Annotated in this window: 25 protein-coding genes; 17 read left to right on the top strand and 8 right to left on the bottom strand. The window is 73.0% G+C overall.

Annotated features, from left to right (window positions below; translation table 11 throughout):
* Nucleotides 1-489, top strand: a complete 489-nt coding sequence (locus Asi02nite_RS32340) for an RrF2 family transcriptional regulator (protein ID WP_203717807.1) — start codon at nt 1-3, stop codon at nt 487-489.
* Here Asi02nite_RS32340 and Asi02nite_RS32335 read toward each other — a convergent pair.
* Complete coding sequence (locus Asi02nite_RS32335; RefSeq protein ID WP_203717806.1) at nt 386-1477, bottom strand: LLM class flavin-dependent oxidoreductase; 1092 nt, start codon at nt 1475-1477, stop codon at nt 386-388. The two genes, Asi02nite_RS32340 and Asi02nite_RS32335, sit on opposite strands and share 104 nt — an antisense overlap.
* Nucleotides 1478-1547: 70 nt before the next feature.
* On the opposite strand from Asi02nite_RS32335, the gene Asi02nite_RS32330 reads away from it, so the two are divergent.
* The 3 genes from Asi02nite_RS32330 (at nt 1548) to Asi02nite_RS32320 (ending at nt 3654) form a co-directional block, all read left to right on the top strand.
* Nucleotides 1548-2090, top strand: a complete 543-nt coding sequence (locus tag Asi02nite_RS32330; RefSeq protein WP_203717805.1) for an NADPH-dependent FMN reductase — start codon at nt 1548-1550, stop codon at nt 2088-2090.
* Nucleotides 2091-2170: 80 nt separating this feature from the next.
* Nucleotides 2171-2662, top strand: a complete 492-nt coding sequence (locus Asi02nite_RS32325) for a SigE family RNA polymerase sigma factor (RefSeq protein WP_203717804.1) — start codon at nt 2171-2173, stop codon at nt 2660-2662.
* An 11-nt stretch (nt 2663-2673) separates the two neighbouring features.
* Nucleotides 2674-3654: a hypothetical protein gene (locus tag Asi02nite_RS32320; protein WP_203717803.1), complete on the top strand. Its 981-nt coding sequence runs from the start codon at nt 2674-2676 to the stop codon at nt 3652-3654.
* On the opposite strand, the gene Asi02nite_RS32315 is transcribed toward Asi02nite_RS32320, so the two are convergent.
* Both Asi02nite_RS32315 and Asi02nite_RS32310 read right to left on the bottom strand, forming a co-directional pair.
* Nucleotides 3651-4781 (bottom strand): YeiH family protein, encoded by a 1131-nt coding sequence (locus tag Asi02nite_RS32315; protein WP_203717802.1) that lies wholly within the window; start codon nt 4779-4781, stop codon nt 3651-3653. The two genes, Asi02nite_RS32320 and Asi02nite_RS32315, sit on opposite strands and share 4 nt — an antisense overlap.
* A gap of 192 nt (nt 4782-4973) precedes the next feature.
* Nucleotides 4974-6275 carry an FAD/NAD(P)-binding protein gene (locus Asi02nite_RS32310; RefSeq protein ID WP_203717801.1) on the bottom strand — a complete coding sequence of 434 codons (1302 nt, stop codon included), beginning with the start codon at nt 6273-6275 and terminating at the stop codon, nt 4974-4976.
* A gap of 70 nt (nt 6276-6345) precedes the next feature.
* Between Asi02nite_RS32310 and Asi02nite_RS32305 the strand changes: the two genes are divergently transcribed.
* Both Asi02nite_RS32305 and Asi02nite_RS32300 read left to right on the top strand, forming a co-directional pair.
* Nucleotides 6346-7752, top strand: coding sequence for a selenium-binding protein SBP56-related protein (locus Asi02nite_RS32305; RefSeq protein ID WP_203717800.1), 1407 nt, complete (start codon nt 6346-6348; stop codon nt 7750-7752).
* Nucleotides 7749-8393, top strand: a complete 645-nt coding sequence (locus Asi02nite_RS32300) for a hypothetical protein (RefSeq protein WP_203717799.1) — start codon at nt 7749-7751, stop codon at nt 8391-8393. The genes Asi02nite_RS32305 and Asi02nite_RS32300 overlap by 4 nt, the downstream gene beginning before the upstream one ends.
* Here Asi02nite_RS32300 and Asi02nite_RS32295 read toward each other — a convergent pair.
* Complete coding sequence (locus Asi02nite_RS32295; protein ID WP_203717798.1) at nt 8383-8937, bottom strand: septum formation family protein; 555 nt, start codon at nt 8935-8937, stop codon at nt 8383-8385. The two genes, Asi02nite_RS32300 and Asi02nite_RS32295, sit on opposite strands and share 11 nt — an antisense overlap.
* Between Asi02nite_RS32295 and Asi02nite_RS32290 the strand changes: the two genes are divergently transcribed.
* The 5 genes from Asi02nite_RS32290 to aroQ all read left to right on the top strand — a co-directional run bounded on the left by Asi02nite_RS32290 (nt 8936) and on the right by aroQ (nt 13117).
* Nucleotides 8936-9688, top strand: coding sequence for a GNAT family N-acetyltransferase (locus Asi02nite_RS32290; protein WP_203717797.1), 753 nt, complete (start codon nt 8936-8938; stop codon nt 9686-9688). The genes Asi02nite_RS32295 and Asi02nite_RS32290 overlap by 2 nt on opposite strands.
* Nucleotides 9689-9740: 52 nt before the next feature.
* On the top strand, nt 9741-10493 hold the full coding sequence (locus Asi02nite_RS32285; protein ID WP_203717823.1) for a MerR family transcriptional regulator: 753 nt from the start codon (nt 9741-9743) through the stop codon (nt 10491-10493).
* Between the two features lie 10 nt (nt 10494-10503).
* On the top strand, nt 10504-10974 hold the full coding sequence (locus Asi02nite_RS32280; RefSeq protein WP_203717796.1) for an aminoacyl-tRNA deacylase: 471 nt from the start codon (nt 10504-10506) through the stop codon (nt 10972-10974).
* A 158-nt stretch (nt 10975-11132) separates the two neighbouring features.
* Nucleotides 11133-12662, top strand: a complete 1530-nt coding sequence (gene zwf, locus Asi02nite_RS32275; protein ID WP_203717795.1) for a glucose-6-phosphate dehydrogenase — start codon at nt 11133-11135, stop codon at nt 12660-12662.
* Complete coding sequence (gene aroQ, locus Asi02nite_RS32270; protein WP_203717794.1) at nt 12662-13117, top strand: type II 3-dehydroquinate dehydratase; 456 nt, start codon at nt 12662-12664, stop codon at nt 13115-13117. Before zwf ends, aroQ begins: the two co-directional genes overlap by 1 nt.
* Nucleotides 13118-13120: 3 nt before the next feature.
* Here aroQ and Asi02nite_RS32265 read toward each other — a convergent pair whose 3' ends face one another.
* From Asi02nite_RS32265 to Asi02nite_RS32255, 3 genes are read right to left on the bottom strand one after another with little or no spacing between them, the layout of a single operon-like run.
* Nucleotides 13121-14275: a CaiB/BaiF CoA transferase family protein gene (locus Asi02nite_RS32265; protein ID WP_203717793.1), complete on the bottom strand. Its 1155-nt coding sequence runs from the start codon at nt 14273-14275 to the stop codon at nt 13121-13123.
* A 12-nt stretch (nt 14276-14287) separates the two neighbouring features.
* Nucleotides 14288-14986, bottom strand: coding sequence for a permease prefix domain 1-containing protein (locus Asi02nite_RS32260; RefSeq protein WP_203717792.1), 699 nt, complete (start codon nt 14984-14986; stop codon nt 14288-14290).
* Between the two features lie 22 nt (nt 14987-15008).
* On the bottom strand, nt 15009-15743 hold the full coding sequence (locus Asi02nite_RS32255) for a class I SAM-dependent methyltransferase (protein WP_203717791.1): 735 nt from the start codon (nt 15741-15743) through the stop codon (nt 15009-15011).
* Between the two features lie 78 nt (nt 15744-15821).
* Between Asi02nite_RS32255 and Asi02nite_RS32250 the strand changes: the two genes are divergently transcribed.
* From Asi02nite_RS32250 to Asi02nite_RS32240, 3 genes are all read left to right on the top strand, one after another.
* Complete coding sequence (locus Asi02nite_RS32250; protein ID WP_203717790.1) at nt 15822-16859, top strand: TRM11 family SAM-dependent methyltransferase; 1038 nt, start codon at nt 15822-15824, stop codon at nt 16857-16859.
* A gap of 29 nt (nt 16860-16888) precedes the next feature.
* The gene (locus tag Asi02nite_RS32245; protein WP_239127327.1) at nt 16889-17218 is read left to right on the top strand and encodes a YciI family protein; all 330 of its coding nucleotides are present in this window, start codon (nt 16889-16891) and stop codon (nt 17216-17218) included.
* A gap of 65 nt (nt 17219-17283) precedes the next feature.
* Nucleotides 17284-18117 (top strand): alpha/beta hydrolase, encoded by an 834-nt coding sequence (locus tag Asi02nite_RS32240; protein WP_203717788.1) that lies wholly within the window; start codon nt 17284-17286, stop codon nt 18115-18117.
* Between the two features lie 16 nt (nt 18118-18133).
* Here Asi02nite_RS32240 and Asi02nite_RS32235 read toward each other — a convergent pair whose 3' ends face one another.
* Nucleotides 18134-19231: an L-dopachrome tautomerase-related protein gene (locus Asi02nite_RS32235; RefSeq protein ID WP_203717787.1), complete on the bottom strand. Its 1098-nt coding sequence runs from the start codon at nt 19229-19231 to the stop codon at nt 18134-18136.
* A gap of 119 nt (nt 19232-19350) precedes the next feature.
* Here Asi02nite_RS32235 and Asi02nite_RS32230 point away from each other — a divergent pair, with 119 nt between their 5' ends.
* Genes Asi02nite_RS32230 through Asi02nite_RS32220 form a run of 3 tightly spaced genes read left to right on the top strand, consistent with a single transcriptional unit; the run spans nt 19351 to nt 21754 of the window.
* A complete protein-coding gene (locus tag Asi02nite_RS32230; protein WP_203717786.1) occupies nt 19351-20562 on the top strand; it encodes an aminotransferase-like domain-containing protein in 1212 nt (403 codons plus the stop codon).
* Nucleotides 20559-20972: a cupin domain-containing protein gene (locus Asi02nite_RS32225; protein WP_203717785.1), complete on the top strand. Its 414-nt coding sequence runs from the start codon at nt 20559-20561 to the stop codon at nt 20970-20972. The genes Asi02nite_RS32230 and Asi02nite_RS32225 overlap by 4 nt, the downstream gene beginning before the upstream one ends.
* The gene (locus Asi02nite_RS32220) at nt 20969-21754 is read left to right on the top strand and encodes an SDR family oxidoreductase (protein WP_203717784.1); all 786 of its coding nucleotides are present in this window, start codon (nt 20969-20971) and stop codon (nt 21752-21754) included. The genes Asi02nite_RS32225 and Asi02nite_RS32220 overlap by 4 nt, the downstream gene beginning before the upstream one ends.
* The last annotated feature ends 11 nt before the right edge of the window (nt 21755-21765 follow it).

Here is a 21765-nt window from a genome sequence, read left to right as displayed (position 1 = left end):
ATGCAGGTCTCCGCACGCACCGACTACGCACTGCGGGCCATGCTCGCCGTGGCCGACGCGCCCGGCCGGGTGACCGCCGCGGCGCTGGCCCGGGCGCAGCAGATGCCGCCCGCGTTCCTGCAGGGCATCCTGGTCGACCTGCGGCGGGCCGGACTTTTGCACGGTCAGCGCGGCGGCGAGGGCGGGTACGCGCTGACCCGCCCCGCCGCCGACATCACGGTGGGCGACGTGGTGCGCGCCGTGAACGGTTCGCTGACCACGGTGCGCGGGCTGCCGACGGAGACCGCCGCCTACCCGCCGGCCGCCGCGGGGCTGCGCGAGGTGTGGCTGGCCGTGCACGACCGGATCGCCGACATCGTCGACCGCACCACGCTGGCCGACCTGCTCAGGCCGGCACCGCCGCCGGGACGCGATCGCGGGCCAGCCGGGGCAGCAGGAACTCACCCACGCGGTAGGCCTCCTCGAGGTGCGGCCAGCCCGACAGGATGAACTCGTCGACGCCCAGGTCCGCGTACTCCCGGATGCGCTCCTCGACCTCGGCGTAGCTGCCGACGAGCGCGGTGCCGGCGCCCTCGCGGACGAGGCCGACGCCGGCCCACAGGTTGGGCGCGATGGTCAGGTCGCCGGACCGTCCGTTGTGGAGGGCGGCCATCCGCTGCTGGCCCACCGAGTCCATCCGGGCGAAGCGGGCCTGCGCGGCGGCGATCTGCTCGGGCTTCATCCGGGCCAGCAGGCGGTCGGCCTCGCCCCACGCCTCGGCGGCGGTCTCCCGCGCGATCACGTGCAGCCGGATGCCGAGGCGCAGCGGGCGGGTCGCCGCCGCCCGCATCCTCGCCACCCGGTCGGCGATCGCGGCCGGCGGCTCGCCCCACATCAGGTAGACGTCGACGTGCGCGGCGGCGACCCGCTCGGCCGCGGGCGAGGCGCCGCCGAACCAGATCTCCGGCGGGTCGGCGAGCGGTTGGGCGAGCCCGCCGCCCTCGACCCGGTAGTGCGCGCCCGTGAAGTCGAACGGCGCACCCGCCCACGACCGGCGCAGCACCTCCAGGTACTCGGCGGTGCGGGCGTACCGCTCGTCGTGGTCGAGGAAGTCGCCGTAGCCGCGCTGTTCCGTGGAGTCGCCACCGGTCACGACGTTGAGCAGCAGCCGGCCGCCGGTGAGCGCCTGGAACGCCTGCGCCTGCTGCGCGAGCACGGTGGGCAGCGTGAAACCGGGGCGGAACGCGACGAGCAGCTTGATCCGCTCGGTGTGCTGGGCGATCGCGCCGCACACCACCAGCGGGTCGGGGCAGCCCGCGCCGACGGGGGTGAGCAGCGCCTCGAAGCCGCTCGCCTCGGCCGCCCGCGCGACCTGGGTGAGGTAGTCGAGCGTCGCCGGTCGCGCCGGCCCGCGGCCCGGGTCGGCGCCCGTGGTCGTGGTGGCCGGACGGACCTCGTGCCCGTCGCCGGTGGTGGGCAGGAACCAGTGGAAGCGCATGGGGCGGTCCTCTCGCTTAGTGCAGCTATCCTATCGGCAAAGTAGGAATCTGACCCGAGGAGGTTTCGCCGTGGTCTCCACCGCGCTGCGCGTCGCACCGGTCGTCACGCTGGTCGGCAACCCGCGCGCCGGGTCGCGTACCCGCGCGCTCGCCGACGCCGTGACGGCCGCCCTGATCGACCGGCTCGACCCGGGGGCGGGCACACCCACCGTGCTCGAACTCGCCGAGATCGTGGGCGTGACGTTCGGCGCGACCCCGGCCCCCGCTGTCACCCCGGCGGTCGACGCCTTCGCCACCGTGCGCGCGGCCCGCCTGCTCGTCGTGGCGACGCCCACCTACAAGGGCACGTACACCGGGCTGTTGAAGATCTTCCTCGACCAGCTCCCGCACGAGGCGCTGCGCGACGCCGTCGCCGTGCCGGTCGCCGTCGCCGCGTCCGAGCCGCACCGGTTCGCGGTCGGCGCCGCGCTGCACGACGTGCTCGTCGCGCTCGGGGCGCGCGTGCCGGCTCCCCCGCTGGCGCTGCTGGAGTCGCGGGCCGGGACGTTCGGCGCGGCGGCGCGCGACTGGGCGGCCACCCACGCGGCGGCGCTCGGCGGCGCCCTGCGGTAAGAATTCCTTCCGGTCGGGTGGACGCCGGGCACTCCTCGACGCGTCTATCGCGGCAGACAACCGGAAGAGGTCGCCTGAAGATGACGTTCGAGGAGTACGTCGGGTCGCGGGGTCCCGCGCTCGTACGGCTGGCCCGGCTGCTGACCGGCGACCCCCATCGCGCCGACGACCTGGTGCAGGAGGTGTTCGGGCAGGCGTTCGTGCGGTGGCGGGCGATCAGCGCGATGGAGCGGCCCGAGGTCTACCTGCGCCGGATGCTGGTCAACGCGAACGCGTCGTGGTGGCGCAAGCGGGCCAACCACGAGCGGCCGGCGCCGGACGCGGACCTGGCCTGGCACCACGCGGGCGGCACCGACATCGGTGTCGCGGTCGCCGAGACCGACGCGATGTGGCGACTCCTGCGCGACCTGCCGCGGCAGCAGCGGTCGGTGCTGGTGCTGCGGTACTACGAGGACCTCGACGACGCCACGATCGCCGAGATCCTCGGCTGCTCGCCGTCCACTGTGCGCAGTCACGCCGCGCGGGCGATGGATGCCCTGCGCCTCGCCCTGCAGCACACCCCCGCCGAGTGAGAGGACGACCGATGCCGGAACTGGACGAGTTGCTCCGCGCCACCCTCGACCGGCACGCGGCCGGGGAGATCGACCGGGTCACGCTGGTCGCCCGCGCGACGGACCGCGGGCGGGCGGTGCGCCGACGGCGCCGCACCGTCCTGACGCTGACGGCGGCCGCCGTCGCGGTGCTGGTCGCGGCCGGCGGCACGGTGGTCGTGCGGGCGGTCGGCGACGGCTCGGCGCTGCGACCCGGGGCCGTCGCGCCGGCCGAGGTCACCCTGCCCGACGCGGGCCTGCCCGGCGCGGCGATCGATCCGGCGGCCGTCGGCACGGATCCCAACTTTGTCCACTTCGCGGCGCCCGCCGTCGTGGCCGGCGCGCGGCACCACACCTGGAGCAGCACGGTGGGCTACGAACGGCTCGAGGCCGAGATCGACGGCGGGCTGGTGTACGTCACGATCGGGCGCGACCAGGCCGCCGTGGACCAGGCGGACGCGATGACCAACCTGCCCGCCGTGCTGCGCCGCGAGCCCGTGCCGGGGCTGTGGCTGCGGGTCGACGCCCGGGACGACGCGTACGCCCGGCGGGTCGCGGCGACCCTCGACCTGGAGCGTACGCAGCGGATCCTGCTGCCGTTCCAACTCGTGGAGCGACCGAGCGAGATCGAGAGTGCCTACGTGGGGTTCATCGGCGACCGGTACGCGCAGGGCGGTGTCGTGCTGCGGGACACGCAGGGCGGGCGGATGGAGGTGCAGGCGCAGTACGCCCGGGACGCCGACGGCACGCACGAGCGGAGCAACTACAGCGCCCGTGGGCGACCGGCCTACGTCTATCCCGGCCAGGACGAGGTGGCCCTGCTCGGGGTGCCGCACCTCGAGGTGACCGTCCGGATCGGCAAGGCGTACGAGGGTTTCGGGGTGGCCGACGCCGACGCGGTGCTGGCCACGCTGAACGTGACGGACAGGGTCGAACGGATCGACACCTGGCCGTCATCGCTCACGCTGGGTTAGACGGTGAAGTTGGCGAACAGGAGGGCGGCCAGGGCGAGGGCCAGGCCGATGTTGACGACGGTGGCGCTGGCGAACACGGCGATCGGGCGCCAGCCCGCCTCGCGCAGGGCCGTCAGGCGGAACTCCAGGCCGATGCTGACGAAGGCCAGGATCAGGAACCAGGTGCGGAAGTTCGTCGCGACGGCCTGAGCGGCGGAGTTGTCGGCGGCGCTGACCGAGTTGGCGAACCACGTGCCGATCACCGAAGCGGCGATGAAGCCGAGCACGAACTTGGGGAACCGGCGCCACAGCTCGCCGATGCCCGGCCGCTCGGCGTCGGCGGTGCGCTCCACCTTGAACGCGAACCACGCCGTCAGCGCGACGGCGACGATGCCGATCAGCGCGTTCTGGGTGACCTTGACGATGGTCGCGATCTTCAGCGCGTCCTCGCCGGCCAGGGTGCCGGCCGCGGTCACGGCCGCCGTGGTGTCGATGTTGCCGCCGATCCAGGCGCCGGCGACCGCGTCGGAGAGGCCGAACACGTCGGCGAGCCAGGGCAGCAGGAAGATCGACGGGAGGGCGAAGAGGATGACCAGGCTGGCGGCGTACGCGAGTTGCTCACGCCGGGCCCGCACCGCGCCCGCGGCGGCGATCGCGGCGCTGACGCCGCAGATGGAGACCGCGGAGGCGAGCAGCGCCCGGAGCTTGTCGTCGAGGCCGAGCCGGCCGCCGAGCCACCAGGTGAACAGGAAGACACCCGAGATCAGCAGGATGGCCTGGACGATCGCCGGCCCGGCCGCGGTGACGAGCAGCGACAGGTTGATCGAGACGCCGAGCAGCACGAGGCCGGTCTTGATGAAGAACTCGGTGCGGAACGCGGGCGCCAGCCGGTCCCGGACGCCGGTCAGGCTGAGCACCGCGTTGCCGACCAGGCCGATCGCGATCGCGTAGACCGGGTACTCGACGGACTTGGCGACCCGACTCAGGCTCGTGTCGGCGAGCCAGGTCGGCACGTTCTTGTCGAGATACCTCGTCAGCCAGGCGAGGGCGAGCACGAGCACGACGCCGGCGGCCACCCAGGCCCAGTCGACCTCGCGCTCCTCCGTCTCGACCGGCGCCAGCGCCTCGGTCTCGTTGACGGTGGTCACTGCAGGATCCCCTGGCTGATGACACCGGTCAGGATCAGGACCAGCAGCACGAGCCCGACGACCGTGGCCGCCCAGTCCTCGCTGATCCGCGTGGGTCTACTCATGGCATCTCTCCCTCTTATCCTATCGGATTAATAGGGTAGCGACGGATCGATGCGTCGGGCAATCCCCTCGGGTGGACGGCTCGGCGGCTCAGGCCGCGGCGTGGGCCCGGGTCGTGGTCAGCAGGTCGGCGACCGCGTAGGCCTGGGCGCGGATCTCCGGGATCGCGGTGGTCTCCCACCAGCGGCCGCGGCGCAGGCTGCCGATCACGTGCAGCCCTTCGACCGGGCGGCCGTGCCGGCCGATCGGGCGGCCCGCGGCGTCGACGTCGATGCCGAGCCCGAGCGGGTCGGCCGTGGCCAGGCCGTCGGCGACCAGCGTGCGGACCAGCGGGATGCCGGCCGGGTGGCCGGGTCCGGTGCAGTTGACGACGGCGTCGAAGCGGGCCGGCGCGGCGTCGCCCAGGGTGACCTCGAACCCGCGCGGCGAGGCGTGGATCAGCGACACCCGGGCGGCGCGAACCTCCAGCTCGCCGGTGGCCCGGGCGACGTCGATGGTCGCCGCCACCTCGGGCGCGCACCGGTGCCGGTGCACCTCCCAGTAGCGGGACAGGTGACGCAGGAACCGTCGCTGCTCCTCCAGGGTCAGTCCCGCCCAGACCTGGTCGACGCGGGGTCGCAGGGCGTCCACGGCGGCACGCCAGTCGGCGCTCGCGCGCACGGCCCGCAGCAGACCACGCAACGACGCCGGCCCCTCCTGCCCGGCGCGGGGCACGGCACCTGACGCCGCGGCGCCGAGTGGAGTGGGGACGGGCGGGGCCGAGGTGTGGGCGCGGGGTAGGAGGCCGTGGCGGGAGATCGCGACGATTCCGCCCGTGTGGCCGCGGGACAGCAGGGTCAGGGCCGCGTCGATGGCGGTCAGGCCCGTGCCGAGCAGGAGCACCCGGTCGGTCCGCGCGATGCCGTCCAGGGCTCCGGGTGACCAGGGCACCGGGACGTAGCCTGGCGCACGGCGTACCGCGACCGCGGCCGCTGACGGGAAGACGGGCGGTGGCGGGCCGACGGCGATGACCACCGCGGCCGCCCGCCGGGTCGTGCCGTCGTCGAGGTCGACCGCCCAGCGGCTCCCGACCCGGCGCACCCGGACCGCGCGCCGACGGAAGTGCGGCACCCCGGCCACCCGGTCGGCGAGGTAGTCGCCGAAGACCTGGCGTGGGACGAACGCGTCGGGTCGACATCGGGCCCAGGCGGCGAAATCGCCGGGGTCGCGGGGGTCCGCGGACATCGTCCCGGCCCGTGAGTTCAGCAGGTGCCCCCGCTCGTCGGTGGAATACGCTGAGCCGGGCCCGACCTCCCGGGCCGGGTCCACGACCACCGCGCGTCCACCGTGGGCGGTGACCGCGAGCGCCGCCAGGGCCCCGCCGGGGCCACCACCGATGACCAGTGTCTCCATCGCGACCGCCGCCCTTCAAATCCTATAGACATTGTAGGTTATAGTCGGCACCCGACCAAGGAGCTGCGCGATGCCGTTGTGGAAGCCAGATCCGACGTTCTATCCCTCGCCGCGCCAGGCGGTCACGGCGCCCGCCGAGAAGCTGGCCTACGTCGCCGCGTTCGACCGGTCCGCCGAGAAGCCCGACGCCATCGCCGTGCTCGACGTCGACGAGACCTCCGACAGCTACGGCCGCGTGGTCGGCTGGACCGACCTGCCCTACCGCGGCGACGAGCTGCACCACTTCGGCTGGAACGCGTGCAGCAGCGCGCTCTGCCCGGCCGCGCCGCACCCGCACGTCGAGCGCCGCTACCTGATCGTGCCGGGGCTGCGCTCCTCGCGGATCTACGTGCTCGACACCAAGGACGACCCGCGCGCCCCGAAGCTCGTCCGCACGATCGAGCCCGCCGAGCTGGCCAAGGCCGGCTACTCCCGCCCGCACACCGTGCACTGCGGCCCCGAGGGCATCTACGTGTCCAACCTCGGCGGTGCCGACGGCGCCGACGGGCCCGGCGGGATCGCGCTGCTCGACCACGACTCGTTCGACGTGCTCGGCGCCTGGGAGATCGACCGCGGGCCACAGTATTTCGGCTACGACTTCTGGTGGCACCTGACCCGCGACGTGCTGGTGACCAGTGAGTGGGGCACCCCGTCGATGATCGAGGACGGGCTGGTCGGCGAGCTGCTGCTCGGCCGCGAATACGGCCACGCGATCCACTTCTTCGACCTGCGCCGGCGCCGGCACCTGCAGACCCTGGACCTCGGCGACCAGCACCAGATGGTGCTCGAGCTGCGTCCGGCGCACGACCCCACGAAAGAATATGGCTTCGTCGGCGTCGTGGTCAGCGTCGAGGACCTGTCGGCCTCGGTCTGGGTCTGGCACCGCCAGGACGACGGCACCTTCGGCATCCGCAAGGTCATCGACATCCCGGCCGAGCCGGCCGACGCGGCCGACCTGCCGCCGATCCTGCAGCCCTTCGGCGCCGTACCGCCGCTCGTCACCGACATCGACCTGTCGGTCGACGACCGCTACCTCTACGTCTCGGCCTGGGGCATCGGCAAGCTGCTGCAGTACGACGTCTCGGACCCGTTCGCGCCGCGGCTGACCGGCGAGGTGCGGCTCGGCGGCATCGTCACCCGCGCCGCCCACCCGGCCGCGCCCGACGAGCGTCTCGCCGGCGGCCCGCAGATGGTCGAGGTGTCCCGCGACGGCCGCCGGGTCTACATCACCAACTCGCTCTACGGCGCCTGGGACGACCAGTTCTATCCGGACGGTGTCGGCGCCTGGGCCGCCCGCCTCGACGTCGACCTCGACAACGGCGGGCTCACCCCCGACGCACGGTTCTTCCCGCACGGCGACGAGTTCCGCGGGTTGCGCGTGCACCAGACGAGGCTGCAGGGCGGCGACGCCTCGTCTGACTCATACTGCTTCCCGTGAGTTGGCTGGCGATCGCGACCCTCGCCGGGCTCGGCGCGTTCCACGGCCTGAACCCGGGCATGGGCTGGCTGTTCGCGGTCGCCATCGGCCTGCAGGAACGCTCGGCCCTGGCGGTGCTCCGCGCGCTGGTGCCGATCGCCGCCGGCCACGCGCTGTCGGTGTTCGCCGTGGCCGGCCTGATCGAGGTGCTGCGCTCGGTGCTGGCGACCCGCGTGGTCGCCATCGCCGGCGGCGTGGTGATGGTCGGCTTCGGGCTGTGGCGCGCACTGTCCAAACGGCACTTCGCCTGGGCCGGCATGCGCCTGCACGGGTGGCAGCTCACCGGCTGGTCGTTCCTGATGTCGTCGGTGCACGGCGCCGGCCTCATGCTGGTGCCGGTGCTGGTCGCCAACCCGCCGCCCGGCGTGCACCAGGACCACGCCCTGCACGCCCCGTCCGACCCGGGCGCCCTGCTCTGGCAGGGCCTGGCGGCCACGACCGTCCACACTGTCGCGATGGTCGCCGTAGCGGGGGCCGTCGGGCTGCTGGTCTACCGGATCCTCGGCCTGGAGGTCCTCCGCAAGGCGTGGGTCAACCTCGACCTGGTCTGGGCGGTCGCGTTGATCGGCTCCGGGGCCGCCGCGGTGGCGCTCACCCTTTGAGCGAACCGGTGCGCTTCGTCGTCGGGTCTGTCGCCACGCAGGTCACGCCGCGGTCGCCCGAGGTCCAGGAGAGCCGGCTCGGGTGCAGATAGAACAACTCGACCTTGTCGTCGGCGACCGACGACGGCGCATAGGTCTCGAACCGCGCGAGGCACTCCGACTGCGCCTGGCTGCCGAGGGCCTCGTCGCCCGGGTACGGGCCGGGCGGCAGCGAGAAGATCGCGAACACCTCGCCCTCGTGCGGCTCCTCGCACGGCCGCACCGGCAGCCCGGCCAGGTCGTCGCTCTCCTTCAGCCCGTCGACGCAGTGCCCGACGGTCAGCTTGGCCGCCGAGACCTCGGCGCCGGACGAGGACGCGCCCGCCCCGCCGAGGGCGACGGCGGCGCCGACCACCGCGGCCACGACGATGACCACGGCGAACAGCACGCCGAAGACGAGCAGGCCGCGGGCCGGCGCCGGGTGGGGTGACGGATCGGACATCACGCGCGGCAAAGTAGCACCGTGGGCCGGGTCGGGCGAGCGTTGTGACACGATCGCGGCCATGTTGCGCAGCGTCCACGACCGCGCCGAGCTTGCCGCGTTGCTCCGCAAGGACGCCGCTCTACACGCGTACGAGCTGGGCGACCTCGACGACTTCTTCTGGCCGTGGACGACCTGGTACCGGGTCGGCGACACGCTCGCGCTGCTCTACCACGCCCTGCCGACGCCGACACTGCTCGCCTTCGGCCCGGCCGCACCGTTGGCGACCCTCCTCGACGCCATGTCGCCGGTGCTGCCGCGCCGCTTCCACGCCCACCTGAGCCTCGGGGCGGGTGACGCGCTCGCGCCCGCGTACACCCGGGTGCTCGACGGCGGCCCCCACCACAAGATGGCGCTGGCCGGCGCACCCGTCGGTCCGGCGGAGGGCGAGCCGCTCTCCCCCGCGGACGAGCCGGAGCTGACCGCGCTCTACGCGGACGCGTACCCGGAGAACTGGTTCGACCGCCGGATGCTGGAAACCGGCCAGTACGTGGGGGTCCGCCGCGCGGGCCGGATCGTCGCGGTGGCGGGCGTGCACGTCTGGTCGCCCACCTACCGGGTCAGCGCGATCGGCAACGTCACGGTCCACCCGGACCACCGCGGGCAGGGGCTGGCGCAGCGGGTGACGGCGGCGCTCTGCCACCGGCTGCGCGCGACCACGGACGTCATCACCCTGAACGTGAAGGCGGACAACACCGCCGCGATCACGGCCTACCGCCGGATCGGCTTCACGGTCATCGGCGACTACGAGGAGACGACCTACGCCGCGGCTTGACCCTCACGTCACGGGAGGGTGTTTCGTGGACGTCGGAGAGGGGGTGAGCCGGGTGGGTTATCCGGTGAGTCGGGTCGCGGCGCTGGCCGGGGTCACGGTGCGCACGCTGCACCACTACGACGAGATCGGGCTGCTGGTGCCGGGCGAGCGGACGGCCGCGGGCTACCGCGTCTACACCGACACCGATCTGGAGCGGTTGCAGCAGATCCGCTACTACCGGGAGCTCGGTTTCGGGCTCGACGAGATCGCGACCCTGCTGGACACCGCCGAACCGCGGGAACACTTCCGCCGCCAGCATCGACTGCTGCTGGGGCGGATCAAGAAACTGCAGGAGATGGTGACAGCCATCGAGTTCGCCATGGAGGCACAGAAGGTGGGGGTAAACCTGACACCCGAGGAGCGGTTCGAGGTCTTCGGCGACTTCGAACCCGAGCGGTACGCGGACGAGGCCGAGGAACGCTGGGGCGGCACCGACGCGTACGCCGAGTCGCAGCGCCGCACCAGCCGCTACGACAAGGCCGACTGGCTGCGGTTCCGCACCGAGAGCGAGGACTGGGGCCGCCGGTTCGTGGCCGTGATGGACAGCGGCGGCAGCCCCGAGGGCGAGGCCGCGACGGATCTCGCCGAGGAGCACCGCCAGCAGATCAGCCGCTGGTTCTACGAATGCACGTACGAGATCCACACCGGGCTCGCCGACATGTACGTCGAGGATCCCCGGTTCACCGCGTACTACGAGAAGATCAAGCCGGGGATGGCCCGGTTCCTGCACGAGGCGATCCACGCCAACGCGGTGGCAAGGTCATAACCTTGGCCCCATGACTGGTCGCGCGATCGAAGCGCTGGAGAACGCCGGAGTGGCGCACCGGGTCGTCAGCCACGGCCCGGTGCGCAGCCTCGCCGAGGCCGCCGCCGCCCGCGGTGTCGAGATCCCCGACGTGGTGAAGACGATCGTGGTGCGCCGCGGCGAGGGCGACTACCTGTTCGTCCTCGTGCCCGGCGACCGGGTGATCTCCTGGCCCAAGCTGCGTACCCTGCTCGGGGTCAGCCGGCTCTCGATGCCGGACGCGGCGACCGCGTTCGACGCGACCGGCTACGAGCGCGGCACGATCACCCCGTTCGGGTCGCTGGTGCCCTGGCCGGTGGTCGCCGACGAGCGGATGGCCGGTCGGGAGATCACGCTCGGCGCGGGTGAGCACGGCGTGGCGGTGGCGGTCGATGCCGACACCGCGGTGCGGGCGTTGGGCGCCACGGTGGCCGACGTGTCGGATCCGGAACAAAACGACTGATAACCCATCGTTAACGGCGAGTTCCGGCGGAAGCGATACCGTCGGAGGAGGCGTCCGTCCCACATCGGCGCGCGCCGCTCCGCACGGGGCGCGTGGGCCGGTAGCGTCGTGCGGGGCGTCCACGGCGGCGACCGACCACCGCGACACGAGGGGTACGCATGAACGGCGACCTTGGCCCGGGCAACGAGATCCGGATCAACGGAGACGGCGGCGACGATCGCAAGGCTCCGCCCGGTGTTGTCGTGATCTTCGGGGCCTCGGGTGACCTGACGGAGCGCAAGCTGATGCCGGCGCTGGCCCGGCTCGCGCAGTTCAAGCGCCTGCCCGACGAGTTCCGCCTGGTCGGCGTGGCCCGCAGCCACCTGTCCGACGACGAGTTCCGCCAGCGCTTCCCCACCGGCCCGGCCGCCGAGGCGCCGGGGCTCGTCGAGAACATGCGCTACCTGAGCGGCGACTACGACGACCCCGACACGTTCCACCGGCTGCGCGACCTGCTCGAGGGCTTCGACAAGGACGCCGGCACCGCGGGCAACCGGATGTTCTACCTCGCCACGCCGCCGCAGGCGTTCGTGCCGATCATCGAGAACCTGACGGCCGCGGGGCTCAACCAGCCGGGCTCGCCGACGGGGTCGGCGCGCCTGGTGATCGAGAAGCCGTACGGCCACGACGAGGCCAGTGCCCGCAAGCTCGACGAGCGGATCCACCAGGGGTTCGAGGAGGACCAGGTCTTCCGCATCGACCACTACCTGGGCAAGGACACCGTCCAGAACGTGATGGCCCTGCGGTTCGCCAACACGATATTCCAGCCCATCTGGAACCGCACCTGGATCGACCAGGTGCAGATCACCGTCGCCGAGACGCTGGGCGTCGGCACCCGGGGCGGCTTCTACGAGCACGCGGGCGCGATGCGCGACATCGTGCAGAACCACGTGCTCCAGGTGCTCGCGCTCGCGCTGATGGAGCCGCCGGCCTCGTTCGCGCCCGAGGCGCTGCGCAACGAGAAGGTCAAGCTGCTCCAGTCGATCCGGCACCCGGCCGACGGCGACATCGACCGCATCGCGGTGCGCGGGCAATACACCCGCGGCGGCACCAGCGGTGACCTGATGCCCGGCTACCGCGAGGAGCAGGGCGTCGACCCGCTGTCCCGCACCGAGACCTACGCGGCCATGCGGCTCGACGTCGACAACTGGCGCTGGGCCGGCGTGCCGTTCTACGTCCGCACCGGCAAGCGGCTGCCCCGCCGGGTCACCGAGGTCGTCCTGCAGTTCACCCGGCCGCCGCACCTGCCGATCAGCGCCGCGCAGGTGACCGGGCTGCAGCCCGACGCGCTGATCCTGCGCATCCAGCCCGACGAGGGCATCACGCTGCGGTTCGGCGCCAAGGTGCCGGGTCACTCCTTCCGGGTACGCACGGCCACGATGGAGTTCTCCTACGAGTCGACGTTCCGCGAGGAGTCGCCCGAGGCGTACGAGCGGCTCCTGCTCGACGCCCTGATCGGCGACCCGACGCTGTTCATCCGCTCCGACGAGGTGCTGCAGAGCTGGCGGATCGTCGACCCGATCATCGAGCACTGGGCCAACAGCAAGGGCCGGATCCCGCTGTACGAGGCGTCCTCGTGGGGTCCGGACGAGGCCGACCAGCTCCTCTCCCGCGACGGCCGCGCGTGGCACAACCCCGGCGGGCGCTGATGACATCGGTCTACGTGCTCAACGGCCCCAACCTCAACCTGCTCGGCACCCGGCGCCCCGAGGTCTACGGCAGCACCACGCTCGCCGACGTCGAGGAGCTGTGCCGGCAGGAGGCCGGCAAGCTCGGGCTGGAGCTCGAGTTCCTGCAGTCCAACCACGAGGGTCAGCTCGTCGACTGGGTGCAGGAGGCCGGCGCCCGCGTGGCGGCCGGCGACTGCCTGGGCGCGGTGTTCAACCCGGGCGCCTACACGCACACCTCGATCGCGCTGCACGACGCGATCGAGGGGGCCAGCCTGCCCGTGGTCGAGGTGCACATCTCGAACGTGCACGCCCGCGAGGAGTTCCGGCGCCACTCGTACGTGTCGCCGGTGGCCCGCGGTGTCGTGGTCGGCTTCGGCGTCTACGGCTACGTGCTGGCGCTGCGCGGCCTGCACCACTCGGCCGGCCTCGGCTGAGGGCTAGCCCACCACTCCCGCCGCCCGCAGCTCCGCGCACTCCCGCTCGGTGACGCCCAGCTCGGCCAGGATCGCCGCGGTGTGCGCGCCCGGGTGCGGTGCCGGCGCCGGCACGGGCGGCGCGGCGGGCTCCGCGGCCGGGTCGGTCGTGAACCGCGGCGTCGGCGTCACCTGGTGGCCGCCGGGCACGGGCGCGTAGAGGTCGCGGGCGACCGCCTGCGGCGCCTTCGGCGCCTCGCCCAGCTCCAGCACGGGCGTCACGCAGGCGTCCTGCCCGGTGAACCGCTGCGTCCACTCGTCGCGGGTCGCGCCCGCGAACGCCGCGGCCAGCGCGGACCGCAGCGCGGGCCAGTGCGCCGGGTCGCGGTGGGCGGCCACCAGATCCGGCTGCCCGTCGAGGCCCAGCACGCCGAGCAGGTTGAGGTAGAAGCGCCGCTCGATCGCGCCGACCGCCACCCAGCCGTCGTCGGCGCAGCGGTAGACGTCGTAGTAGGGGCATCCCGTGTCGATCAGGTTGGTGCCGCGACGGTCGGACCACAGCCCCGCCGCGCGCAGCCCCTGCACCATCGCCAGCAGCGAGGTCGTGCCGTCGTGCACGTTGGCGTCGACCACGCGGCCGCCGCCGGCCCAGAGCGCGCACATGATCCCGTACACCAGGAACAGGGATCCGCCGCCGAAGTCACCGACCAGGTTCATCGGCGGCTGCGGCGGGCCGCCGGCCCGGCCGATCGCCGCCAGCGCGCCCGTCAGGCTGATGTAGTTGATGTCGTGCCCGGCGGCGCCGGCCAGCGGACCGGACTGACCCCAGCCGCTCATCCGGGCGTAGACGAGGCCGGGGTGCACCGCGAGGCACGGCACCGGACCGATCCCGAGCCGCTCCGCGACACCAGGTCGGAAACTTTCCACCAGTACGTCGGAGCGGGCGACCAGGCGCAGCAGCACCTCGACGCCCGCGGGCGACTTGAGATCGAGCGCGATCGACCGGCGCCCCCGGTCGAGAACGGGGTTGACCAGGGCGTACTCGTCGGGTGGGCCACCGATCCGGTCGACCCGGGTGACGTCGGCACCCATGTCGGCGAGGAGCATCGCGGCGTAGGGCGCGGGACCGATCCCGGCGAGCTCGACGACACTCAGCCCGGTGAGCGGGCCACTGGACATGCGCGGATGGCCTTAAGCTGAAGGGACTGGGGCCGGGCGTCGGGACGGGCGTCCGGCCCCAGGCCCGCGTGGGCGGGTCAGCCGCAGGCAGCGCGCGCCGAGATAGAGCAGCAGCGCATAGCCCGGCAGCGTCGGCAGGCCCCCGACCAGCGCGCCCCACAGCGAGGTGCCGCCCGTCGGCGCGCCCATGGTGAGGAACAGCCCGCTGCCCATCATCGCGAGGACCGTGGCCACCGCCGCGGCGCCGACCACGCGCACGATCAGCACGGGCGAGGCCGACCGCCGGGCGAACCAGTGCAGCGCCAGCAGCAGCACCGCGAAACCGACGCTCGCGGCGATCAGGAACACGTCGGTGGCGCGGGCGAGGTCGCGGTAGCCGGGGCTCGGCGCGACGCCCGTGCTGCCGGCCCGCCACATCAGCGTGGTCACGGCCATCACCAGCGGCAGCGCGATCGCGAACACCCAGGCGGTGCGCCAGGCCTGCGTGACGGCGAGCTCCGTCTGGAAATCGGGCGCGACCGCGGGCACCGGGCCGAACTCCTCGACGGCCTGCCGCTCGGCCTCGGCCGGGCTGACCCCCGACTCCGCCCGCACCGCGTCGGCCGCGTCCCGCAGCCCGTCGCGGACCTCGACGATCATGTCGGCCTTGCGCCGGCGCGGCCCGTGCAGCCGCCGGTCGAGCTCGCGCACATAGCTGTCGATGGCGGTCACGCCATCCATTGTGCCTGATCTGCTAGCGCGTGCGGGCCTGATAGAGCTCGGTGTCGACCGCGACGCGGACCTCGCTGCCCAGCCGGGCGAGGATGTCGGCGAACAGCGCCGAGCGCGTCTCGGGCTCGACCGCCGCGTAACCCGAACGGGCGGCCAGGTTGGCGACGAAGTCCACGCTGGGCAGCTCGACCTGCCAGCGGTAGACGTGCGACTCCCGGTGGGCCAGGCCGTGGATGCCCGGCCACGGCGGCGGGTCGGGCAGCATCCGCGGGTCGAACCGGACCTTGGGCACGTGCTTGCGGTGCGCGGCCTGGATCTCGTCGTTGATCGCGGCGTCGGCGGGCCGCTCGCGATTCCAGAACAGCGCGATGACCCCGCCGGGGGTGACCGCCTCGGCCGCCTTCCGCCAACGGACCGCCGGGTCGACCCTGTGCCAGGCCTGCGCGCTGAACAGCAGGCCGAACCGGCGCTCGGGCACGTAATCTTCGAACGTGCTGACCCGCACCGTGACAGGCGCGCCCGCGACCTTGCGGGTGAGCACCGCGGCCAGCCGCGCGTCGGGCTCGACGGCCGTGATCGGCAGGCCCTTGGCGACGAACTTCATCGTCGCCCGGCCGGTGCCGGCGCCCACCTCCAGCGCGGGTTGGCCACCTAGTCGGGCGTAGCCGATCACGTCGCTGACGAGCTGATCCGGATAGCCGAGTCGGAGCCGGCCGGCCGAGCCGCCGCGGCACAGCCGCTCTGGCACTTCTGTCACCCGTCGTACCTATCATCCCGACCGGTCCCCGCGCACTCCGCCTCAGCGAAAATCACTGTCCCTTAAAATCGGCGGACCATGCGCTACGCGATCCTTATCCTGCCGTCCGCCAACCGCGTCTACGCCGACTCCTCCGTCGGGCTGACGGTCGCCGAATTGGAGATCTTCGCCGGCGCCGTCCTCGAGGGCGAGGTCGGCGACATCACCGCCGAGGACATCGCCGGCGTGCCGTACGTGACCTTCGACTCCGCGCCCCTCGACGAGCGGGCCACCCGTTTCCTGGCCAACCTGTCGTCGATCTACGCGCTGTTCGCCGTCGAGGGCGGCGGGCTGCTGCGCCCCGTGCCGCTGCACCCGCTCGACCGGTTCGACGACGACCTCGTCACCATCCCGAAGTACCCCGGGAAGACCAACGAGCAGTTCACCAAGCTGCTGCTCAACGCCACCCTGATGGGGTCCGCGTTCGCCGGCGGGATGCTCGACCGGCGGCTGACCGTGCTGGACCCGCTCGCCGGCCGCGGCACGACCCTGAACCAGGCGATGATGTACGGCTACGACGCGTACGGCGTGGACCGCGACCAGAAGGACTTCGAGGCGTACAGCACGTTCATCCAGCGCTGGCTCAAGGAGAAGCGGATCAAGCACAGGGCGGAGAACGGGCCGGTACGGCGCAACCGCCAGGTCGTCGGCCGCCGGTTGCAGATCACGCTGGCGGCCACCAAGGAGGACTACAAGGCCGCCGACACCCAGCGGATCGACATGGTCAACGCGGACACGACCCGCACGCTGGAGTTCTGGAAACCCCGCTCGGTCGACCTCGTCGTGGCCGACGCGCCGTACGGGGTGCAGCACGGCAGCCGTACGCAGGCGAAGGGCCTCAACCGCAGCCCGCTCGAACTGCTCCGCGACGCCGCGCCGGTGTGGGCCGGGGCGCTGCGGCCGGGCGGCGCGCTCGGCCTGTCCTGGAACACCTTCGTGGCCGACCGCGCCGACGCGGCCGCCGCCCTGACCGACGCGGGCCTCGAGGTGGTCGACTCCCCCGCCCACCGCCGCCTGGCCCACCGGGTCGACCAGGCCATCCACCGGGATGTGTTGATCGCGCGGAAGCCGGGCTGAACGGTTTAGGGTTGGCGGCCGTGAAGTACATGCTGCTGATCTACAACAACCCCGCCGTCATCGAGGCGATGTCGCAGGACGAGCGCACCGGGCTGTTCGCCCAGGTCGACGAGATCATGGCGGAACTGACCGCCTCCGGTGAGCTGATCCGGGGCGAGGCCCTGTCGGGCGCGGCCAAGACCGTCCGCCTGCGCGGCGGCGTCGCCGCGACCACCGACGGCCCGTTCGTCGAGGCCAAGGAGCAGTTCGCCGGCTACCTCGCGGTCGACGTCGCCAGCGAGGACCGGGCGCTCGAGATCGCCGCCCGCTGGCCCGACGCCGCCTGGGGCGGCATGGAGGTCCGGCAGATTCTCGGCTGAGCCTGTCGAAGGCGCGTCGCCGGCTCCGACGTGTCCGGTGGAAGCCACCCGTCTGGAGGAAGAACATGGCGACGCTCGAGGTCCCCAGGGCCACGCTGCACCACGAGGTCCGCGGCAGCGGGCCCACCCTGCTGCTGATCTGCGGCGGGGTCTACGACGCGGCCGGCTACGCGGGGCTGGCCCGCGCGCTGGCCGACCGCTACACGGTGATCACCTACGACCGGCGGGGCAACTCGCGCAGCCCGCTGCACGGTCCCGACGGGCCACAGTCGCTGCCCACGCACGCCGACGACGCGGCCGCGCTGCTCGGCCACCTCGCCGACGGGCCCGCGTACGTGTTCGGCAACAGCTCGGGCGCGATCATCGGGCTCGACCTGGCCGCCCGCCGTCCGGGCCTGGTCCGCACGCTGGTCGCGCACGAGCCGCCGCTGTTCGACCTGCTGCCCGAGCGCGACTCCTATCGCAAGCTGCTGGACGAGGTCGAGCGGACCTTCGCCGCGGAGGGACCCGCCGCGGCGAACGCGGTGCTCGGCCAGGGCCTGGACATGGGCCCGGCCGAGGAGGAGGACCGCGCCCCGGGCGGCGGCCCGACGGAGCCCCCGGACGCCGAGACCCTCGAGATGTTCGGCCGCCTGGAGAAGAACTTCGCGTTCTTCATCGGCTACGAGGTGCCGCCGTTCGGCCGCTACGAGCCGGACTACCCGGCCCTGCGCGACGGCCCGGTGCGGATCGTGCCGGCCGCCGGCGAGGGCTCGGCGGGCCAGCCGCCCTACCGGGCCGCGTACGCGCTCGGCGAGCGGCTCGGCACGACGACCGCGCCCGTGCCCGGCGACCACGGCGGCTTCGGCCAGCGGGTGCCGGAGTTCGCGGCCCGGCTCCACGCGCTACTCGCGCAGTAGCACCGGGCTGGCCATGCTACTGGCGCAGTAGCACCGGGCCCGCGTCGACCGGGACCCGGAACACCGCGTACGGCGGCTGCCGCAGGTCCTGACCGTCGTTGTAGGACGCCTGCCGGTGGAGCTGGTTGGCGGTGACGTAGAGGTGCCCGTCCGTGGCCAGCGACATGGTGTCCGGCCAGAGCAGCCGCGGGTCGTGCACCAGCGTCGCCCACTCCCCCTCCGGGGACCGCCGCAGGATCGCGTTCTGCTCGTACGCGGTGCTGTAGATCCGCCCAGCGTCGTCGCTCTCCAGGCCGTCGGCGCAGCTGCCCCGGTCGCCCTCGTCGACCACCGTCGCGGCGACCGCGTCGTCGTCCAGGGAGCGGTCGCAGAGCGCGTCGACGGAGACGCTGTAGAGCCGGCGCGACATCAGCGGGCAGTAGAAGAGCCGGCTGCCGTCCGCCGAGATGGCGATCCCGTCGCTGCCGAAGGTGAGCTGGTAGGGGTCCGCGTCGCCCGGCCGGTTGAGGAAAAAGCGCCCCTCGACCACCGGCCGGGTGGCGCGCAGCGGCGGCGCCTTCGTCGACGGGTGGTCGTGCAGCCGGCGCCAGGACTGGCCGGTGGCCAGGTCGACCACGATGATCCCGTTGGGTCCCTGGCTCGCGGAGTCCGTCACGAAGGCCATGCCCTCGTCGCCGCGGCGCAGGTCGAAGCGGACGTCGTTGAGGTACGACGACGGCAGCGCGACCTCGGTCGGGAACGTGATGACCTGGCAGGCGGCGTCCTTGTCGAGGTCGATCCGGACCAGCTTGGGCCCGCCCTGCTTCGTCGACCGCAGCAGCGGGGCGCCGGTGTCGACGACCCACAGCCGGTCCAGCGGGTCGATGACGACGCACTGCACCGAGACGAACGCGTGCGGGTCGGCGTCGGACTCCGGCTGGTTCCACGGCTCGTTGGGGAACGGCACCCGCTCGCCGTCCCGCAGCTCCACCACGGTGGCCGGCACGTCGTCGCCCCACTTCGGGTGGTTCAGGAAGATCCGGCCGGTGTTCGAGACCGCGACACCCGTGGGCATGGGCGCGCCGACGGTCGCCACCAGCTCCAGGTTGCCGGTCGGTTGGTCGGTTGAGGTCATACCTGGACGCGTACCCGCGTACCGCCCGATTTATCGCCTTGGCTGTAAGGCAGTACTCGCTCTTTCTCTGACGTCTGGCGCGATGTTAGGGTCCCTGACCGAACGCTTGGGAGGGCGCCGTGACCGATCTCGACCTACGCCTCGCCCGCCGGGCCGCGGGCAGCGGCGACGAGCTGAGCGCGATCCTCTCACTCGTCAACGCGCCCGGGTTGATCACCTTCTCGGGCGGCTTCCCGGCGCACGAGATCTTCCCGGTCGAGTTCGTCCGCGACCTGGCCACCGGTCAGCTCGCCAGCGGCGCGCAGGTCGCGCTGCAGTACACCCCGACCGAGGGGCTCGCCTCGTTCCGCGCGGCCCTGGCCGACTGGCTGCTCGCCTCGCAAGGCGTCGCGCCGGAGGCCCTGATGGTGACCAGCGGCGGCATCGAGGCCCTGCAGCTCATCTGCCGCACCCTGCTCGACCCCGGCGACCGGGTGCTGGTCGAGTCGCCCACCTACGTCGGCGCGCTCACCGCGTTCAGCGGCTTCGAGGCCCGGATCGACGCGGTGGCCGCCGACAGCGACGGCATCGACCCCGACGCGCTCGCCGCCGCGCTGGCGGCCGGCCCGCCGCCGAAGCTGCTCTACGTCATCCCCGACTTCCAGAACCCGACCGGCGCCTGGCTGACCACGGAACGCCGGCACGCGCTGGTCGACCTGGCCCGGCAGCACGGGCTGCTGGTCGTCGAGGACGTCGCCTACCGGGAGCTCGGCTTCACCGGCGAGCAGCGGCCGTCGCTCTGGTCGCTTGCCCCCGACGTGGTGGTCCAGGTCGGCACGTTCTCGAAGATCCTGTTCCCGGGCGTACGGCTCGGCTGGGCGGCCGGACCACCGGCGCTGATCCCGCACCTCGTGCGGGCCAAGCAGAACTCCGACCAGTGCGCCGGCGGGTTCGGCCAGTGGCTGGCCGAGTCGCTGCTGCGCGGCGACCGCCTCGAACCCCAACTCGCGCTCGCCCGCGCCACCTACGCGCAGCGGTGGGCCGCGATGTCGGCCGGCCTCAGCAAGCACCTCGGGCCCGAGTTCTCGTGGAGCGAGCCGGGTGGCGGCTTCTTCACGTGGGTCACCGGCCCGCGCGACCTCGACACGACCGCCCTGCTGCCCCGGGCCCGCGACCTAGGCGTCGCGTTCGTTCCCGGCGCCCCGTTCCACGCCGCCCGCACCGCCTCGTCGGTCGCGGGAGACCGCGACAGACACCACACGTTGCGGCTGGCGTTCAGCGCCACCACCCCGGACGAGATCGCCGAAGGCACCCGGCGGCTCGGCCTTCTGTTGACAGGAGCAGCCTCATGACCAGCGCCGAGTCCCACTTCGGCAGTGCCGGCGGCACCCCGACCTCCCCCGGCCGGTTCGTCGACCACACCACGATCGAGCCGCACGAGATCCTGCCGGGGCTCAACTTCCAGCCCGTGCTGGGCGAGAAGAGCCTGCTCAACTTCGTGCGGTTCGACGCGCACGCGCAGGCGCCCGTGCACACGCACGAGGAGGAGCAGGTCGTGCTGGTCCTCGAGGGCGAGATCGAGTTCGAGATCGACGGCGCCGTGCGCGTGCTGAAGCCGGGCGACGTGGCCGTCATCCCGTCCTGGGTGCCGCACGGCGCGCGGACCACCGGGACCCCGTGCGTCGAGGTCGACTTCTTCACGCCGCCCCGGGCCACGCTGCTCGACCAGGCGCGCGCGGCGATCGAGAAGGGCGACGCGTGAAGCTGGGCCTGACGGGGCGGCGCGCGCTGGTCACCGGCGGCAGCAAGGGCATCGGGTACGGTGTCGCCGCCGAGCTCCTCGCCGAGGGCGCCGCCGTGGCCATCTGCGCGCGTAACCCCGACGAGGTCGCCGCCGCCGTGAAGTCGCTGTCCGAAGTGGATGGCGCGGTCGTCTCCGGGCACGTCTGCGACGTCACCGACGCGGCCGCGGTCGAGGCGCTGGTCGGGTCCGTGGCCGCCGAGCACGGGGGCCTGGACGTCCTCGTCAACAACGCCGGCGGCGCGCACCCGGGCGGCTTCGAGGACCTGACCGACGAAGCCTGGCAGCGCGACCTCGACGTGAAGCTGTTCTCGCAGATCCGGTGCACCCGCGCGGCCCTGCCGCACCTGCGCCGCAGCGCCGCACCGCGGGTGATCAACGTCAACGCCGTCTACGCCCGCTACCCCGACCCGGCGTTCTTCGCGACGTCGGTCAACCGGGCCGCCTGCCACAACCTGACCAAGGTCCTGGCACAGCAGTACGGGCCGGAGGGGATCCTCGTCAACAGCGTCAACATCGGCTTCGTGGTGACGCCGCAGTGGGCGAACATCCGGGCCCGCCGGGCGCCGGAGCTGTCCGAGGAGGAGTTCTTCGCCAAGCTGTCGGCGCAGGAGGTGCCGCTCGGCCGGTTCGGCACGGTCGACGAGGTGTCGGGCCTGGTGGCGTTCCTGGCGAGCGACCGGGCGAGCTACATCACCGGCGCCTCGATCGACGTGGCCGGCGGGATGGGGAAATACAGCTAGGGTCTAGCCCC

The sequence above is a fragment of the Asanoa siamensis genome (assembly GCF_016862555.1).
Classification (GTDB): Bacteria; Actinomycetota; Actinomycetes; order Mycobacteriales; family Micromonosporaceae; genus Asanoa; species Asanoa siamensis.
This window is presented reverse-complemented; position numbering and strand designations above follow the sequence as displayed.

Excerpts from the sequence above, each read along its gene's own strand:
- Asi02nite_RS32280 (WP_203717796.1), top strand. The coding sequence starts at position 10,504 with ATGACTGGTCGCGCGATCGAAGCGCTGGAGAACGCCGGAGTGGCGCAC.
- Asi02nite_RS32295 (WP_203717798.1), bottom strand. The coding sequence starts at position 8,937 with ATGGCCGCGATCGTGTCACAACGCTCGCCCGACCCGGCCCACGGTGCT.
- Asi02nite_RS32250 (WP_203717790.1), top strand. The coding sequence starts at position 15,822 with ATGCGCTACGCGATCCTTATCCTGCCGTCCGCCAACCGCGTCTACGCC.
- Asi02nite_RS32240 (WP_203717788.1), top strand. The coding sequence starts at position 17,284 with ATGGCGACGCTCGAGGTCCCCAGGGCCACGCTGCACCACGAGGTCCGC.
- Asi02nite_RS32265 (WP_203717793.1), bottom strand. The coding sequence starts at position 14,275 with ATGTCCAGTGGCCCGCTCACCGGGCTGAGTGTCGTCGAGCTCGCCGGG.
- aroQ (WP_203717794.1), top strand. The coding sequence starts at position 12,662 with ATGACATCGGTCTACGTGCTCAACGGCCCCAACCTCAACCTGCTCGGC.
- Asi02nite_RS32310 (WP_203717801.1), bottom strand. The coding sequence starts at position 6,275 with ATGGAGACACTGGTCATCGGTGGTGGCCCCGGCGGGGCCCTGGCGGCG.
- Asi02nite_RS32290 (WP_203717797.1), top strand. The coding sequence starts at position 8,936 with ATGTTGCGCAGCGTCCACGACCGCGCCGAGCTTGCCGCGTTGCTCCGC.
- Asi02nite_RS32225 (WP_203717785.1), top strand. The coding sequence starts at position 20,559 with ATGACCAGCGCCGAGTCCCACTTCGGCAGTGCCGGCGGCACCCCGACC.
- Asi02nite_RS32340 (WP_203717807.1), top strand. The coding sequence starts at position 1 with ATGCAGGTCTCCGCACGCACCGACTACGCACTGCGGGCCATGCTCGCC.
- Asi02nite_RS32325 (WP_203717804.1), top strand. The coding sequence starts at position 2,171 with ATGACGTTCGAGGAGTACGTCGGGTCGCGGGGTCCCGCGCTCGTACGG.
- Asi02nite_RS32245 (WP_239127327.1), top strand. The coding sequence starts at position 16,889 with ATGCTGCTGATCTACAACAACCCCGCCGTCATCGAGGCGATGTCGCAG.
- zwf (WP_203717795.1), top strand. The coding sequence starts at position 11,133 with ATGAACGGCGACCTTGGCCCGGGCAACGAGATCCGGATCAACGGAGAC.
- Asi02nite_RS32335 (WP_203717806.1), bottom strand. The coding sequence starts at position 1,477 with ATGCGCTTCCACTGGTTCCTGCCCACCACCGGCGACGGGCACGAGGTC.
- Asi02nite_RS32235 (WP_203717787.1), bottom strand. The coding sequence starts at position 19,231 with ATGACCTCAACCGACCAACCGACCGGCAACCTGGAGCTGGTGGCGACC.
- Asi02nite_RS32320 (WP_203717803.1), top strand. The coding sequence starts at position 2,674 with ATGCCGGAACTGGACGAGTTGCTCCGCGCCACCCTCGACCGGCACGCG.
- Asi02nite_RS32305 (WP_203717800.1), top strand. The coding sequence starts at position 6,346 with ATGCCGTTGTGGAAGCCAGATCCGACGTTCTATCCCTCGCCGCGCCAG.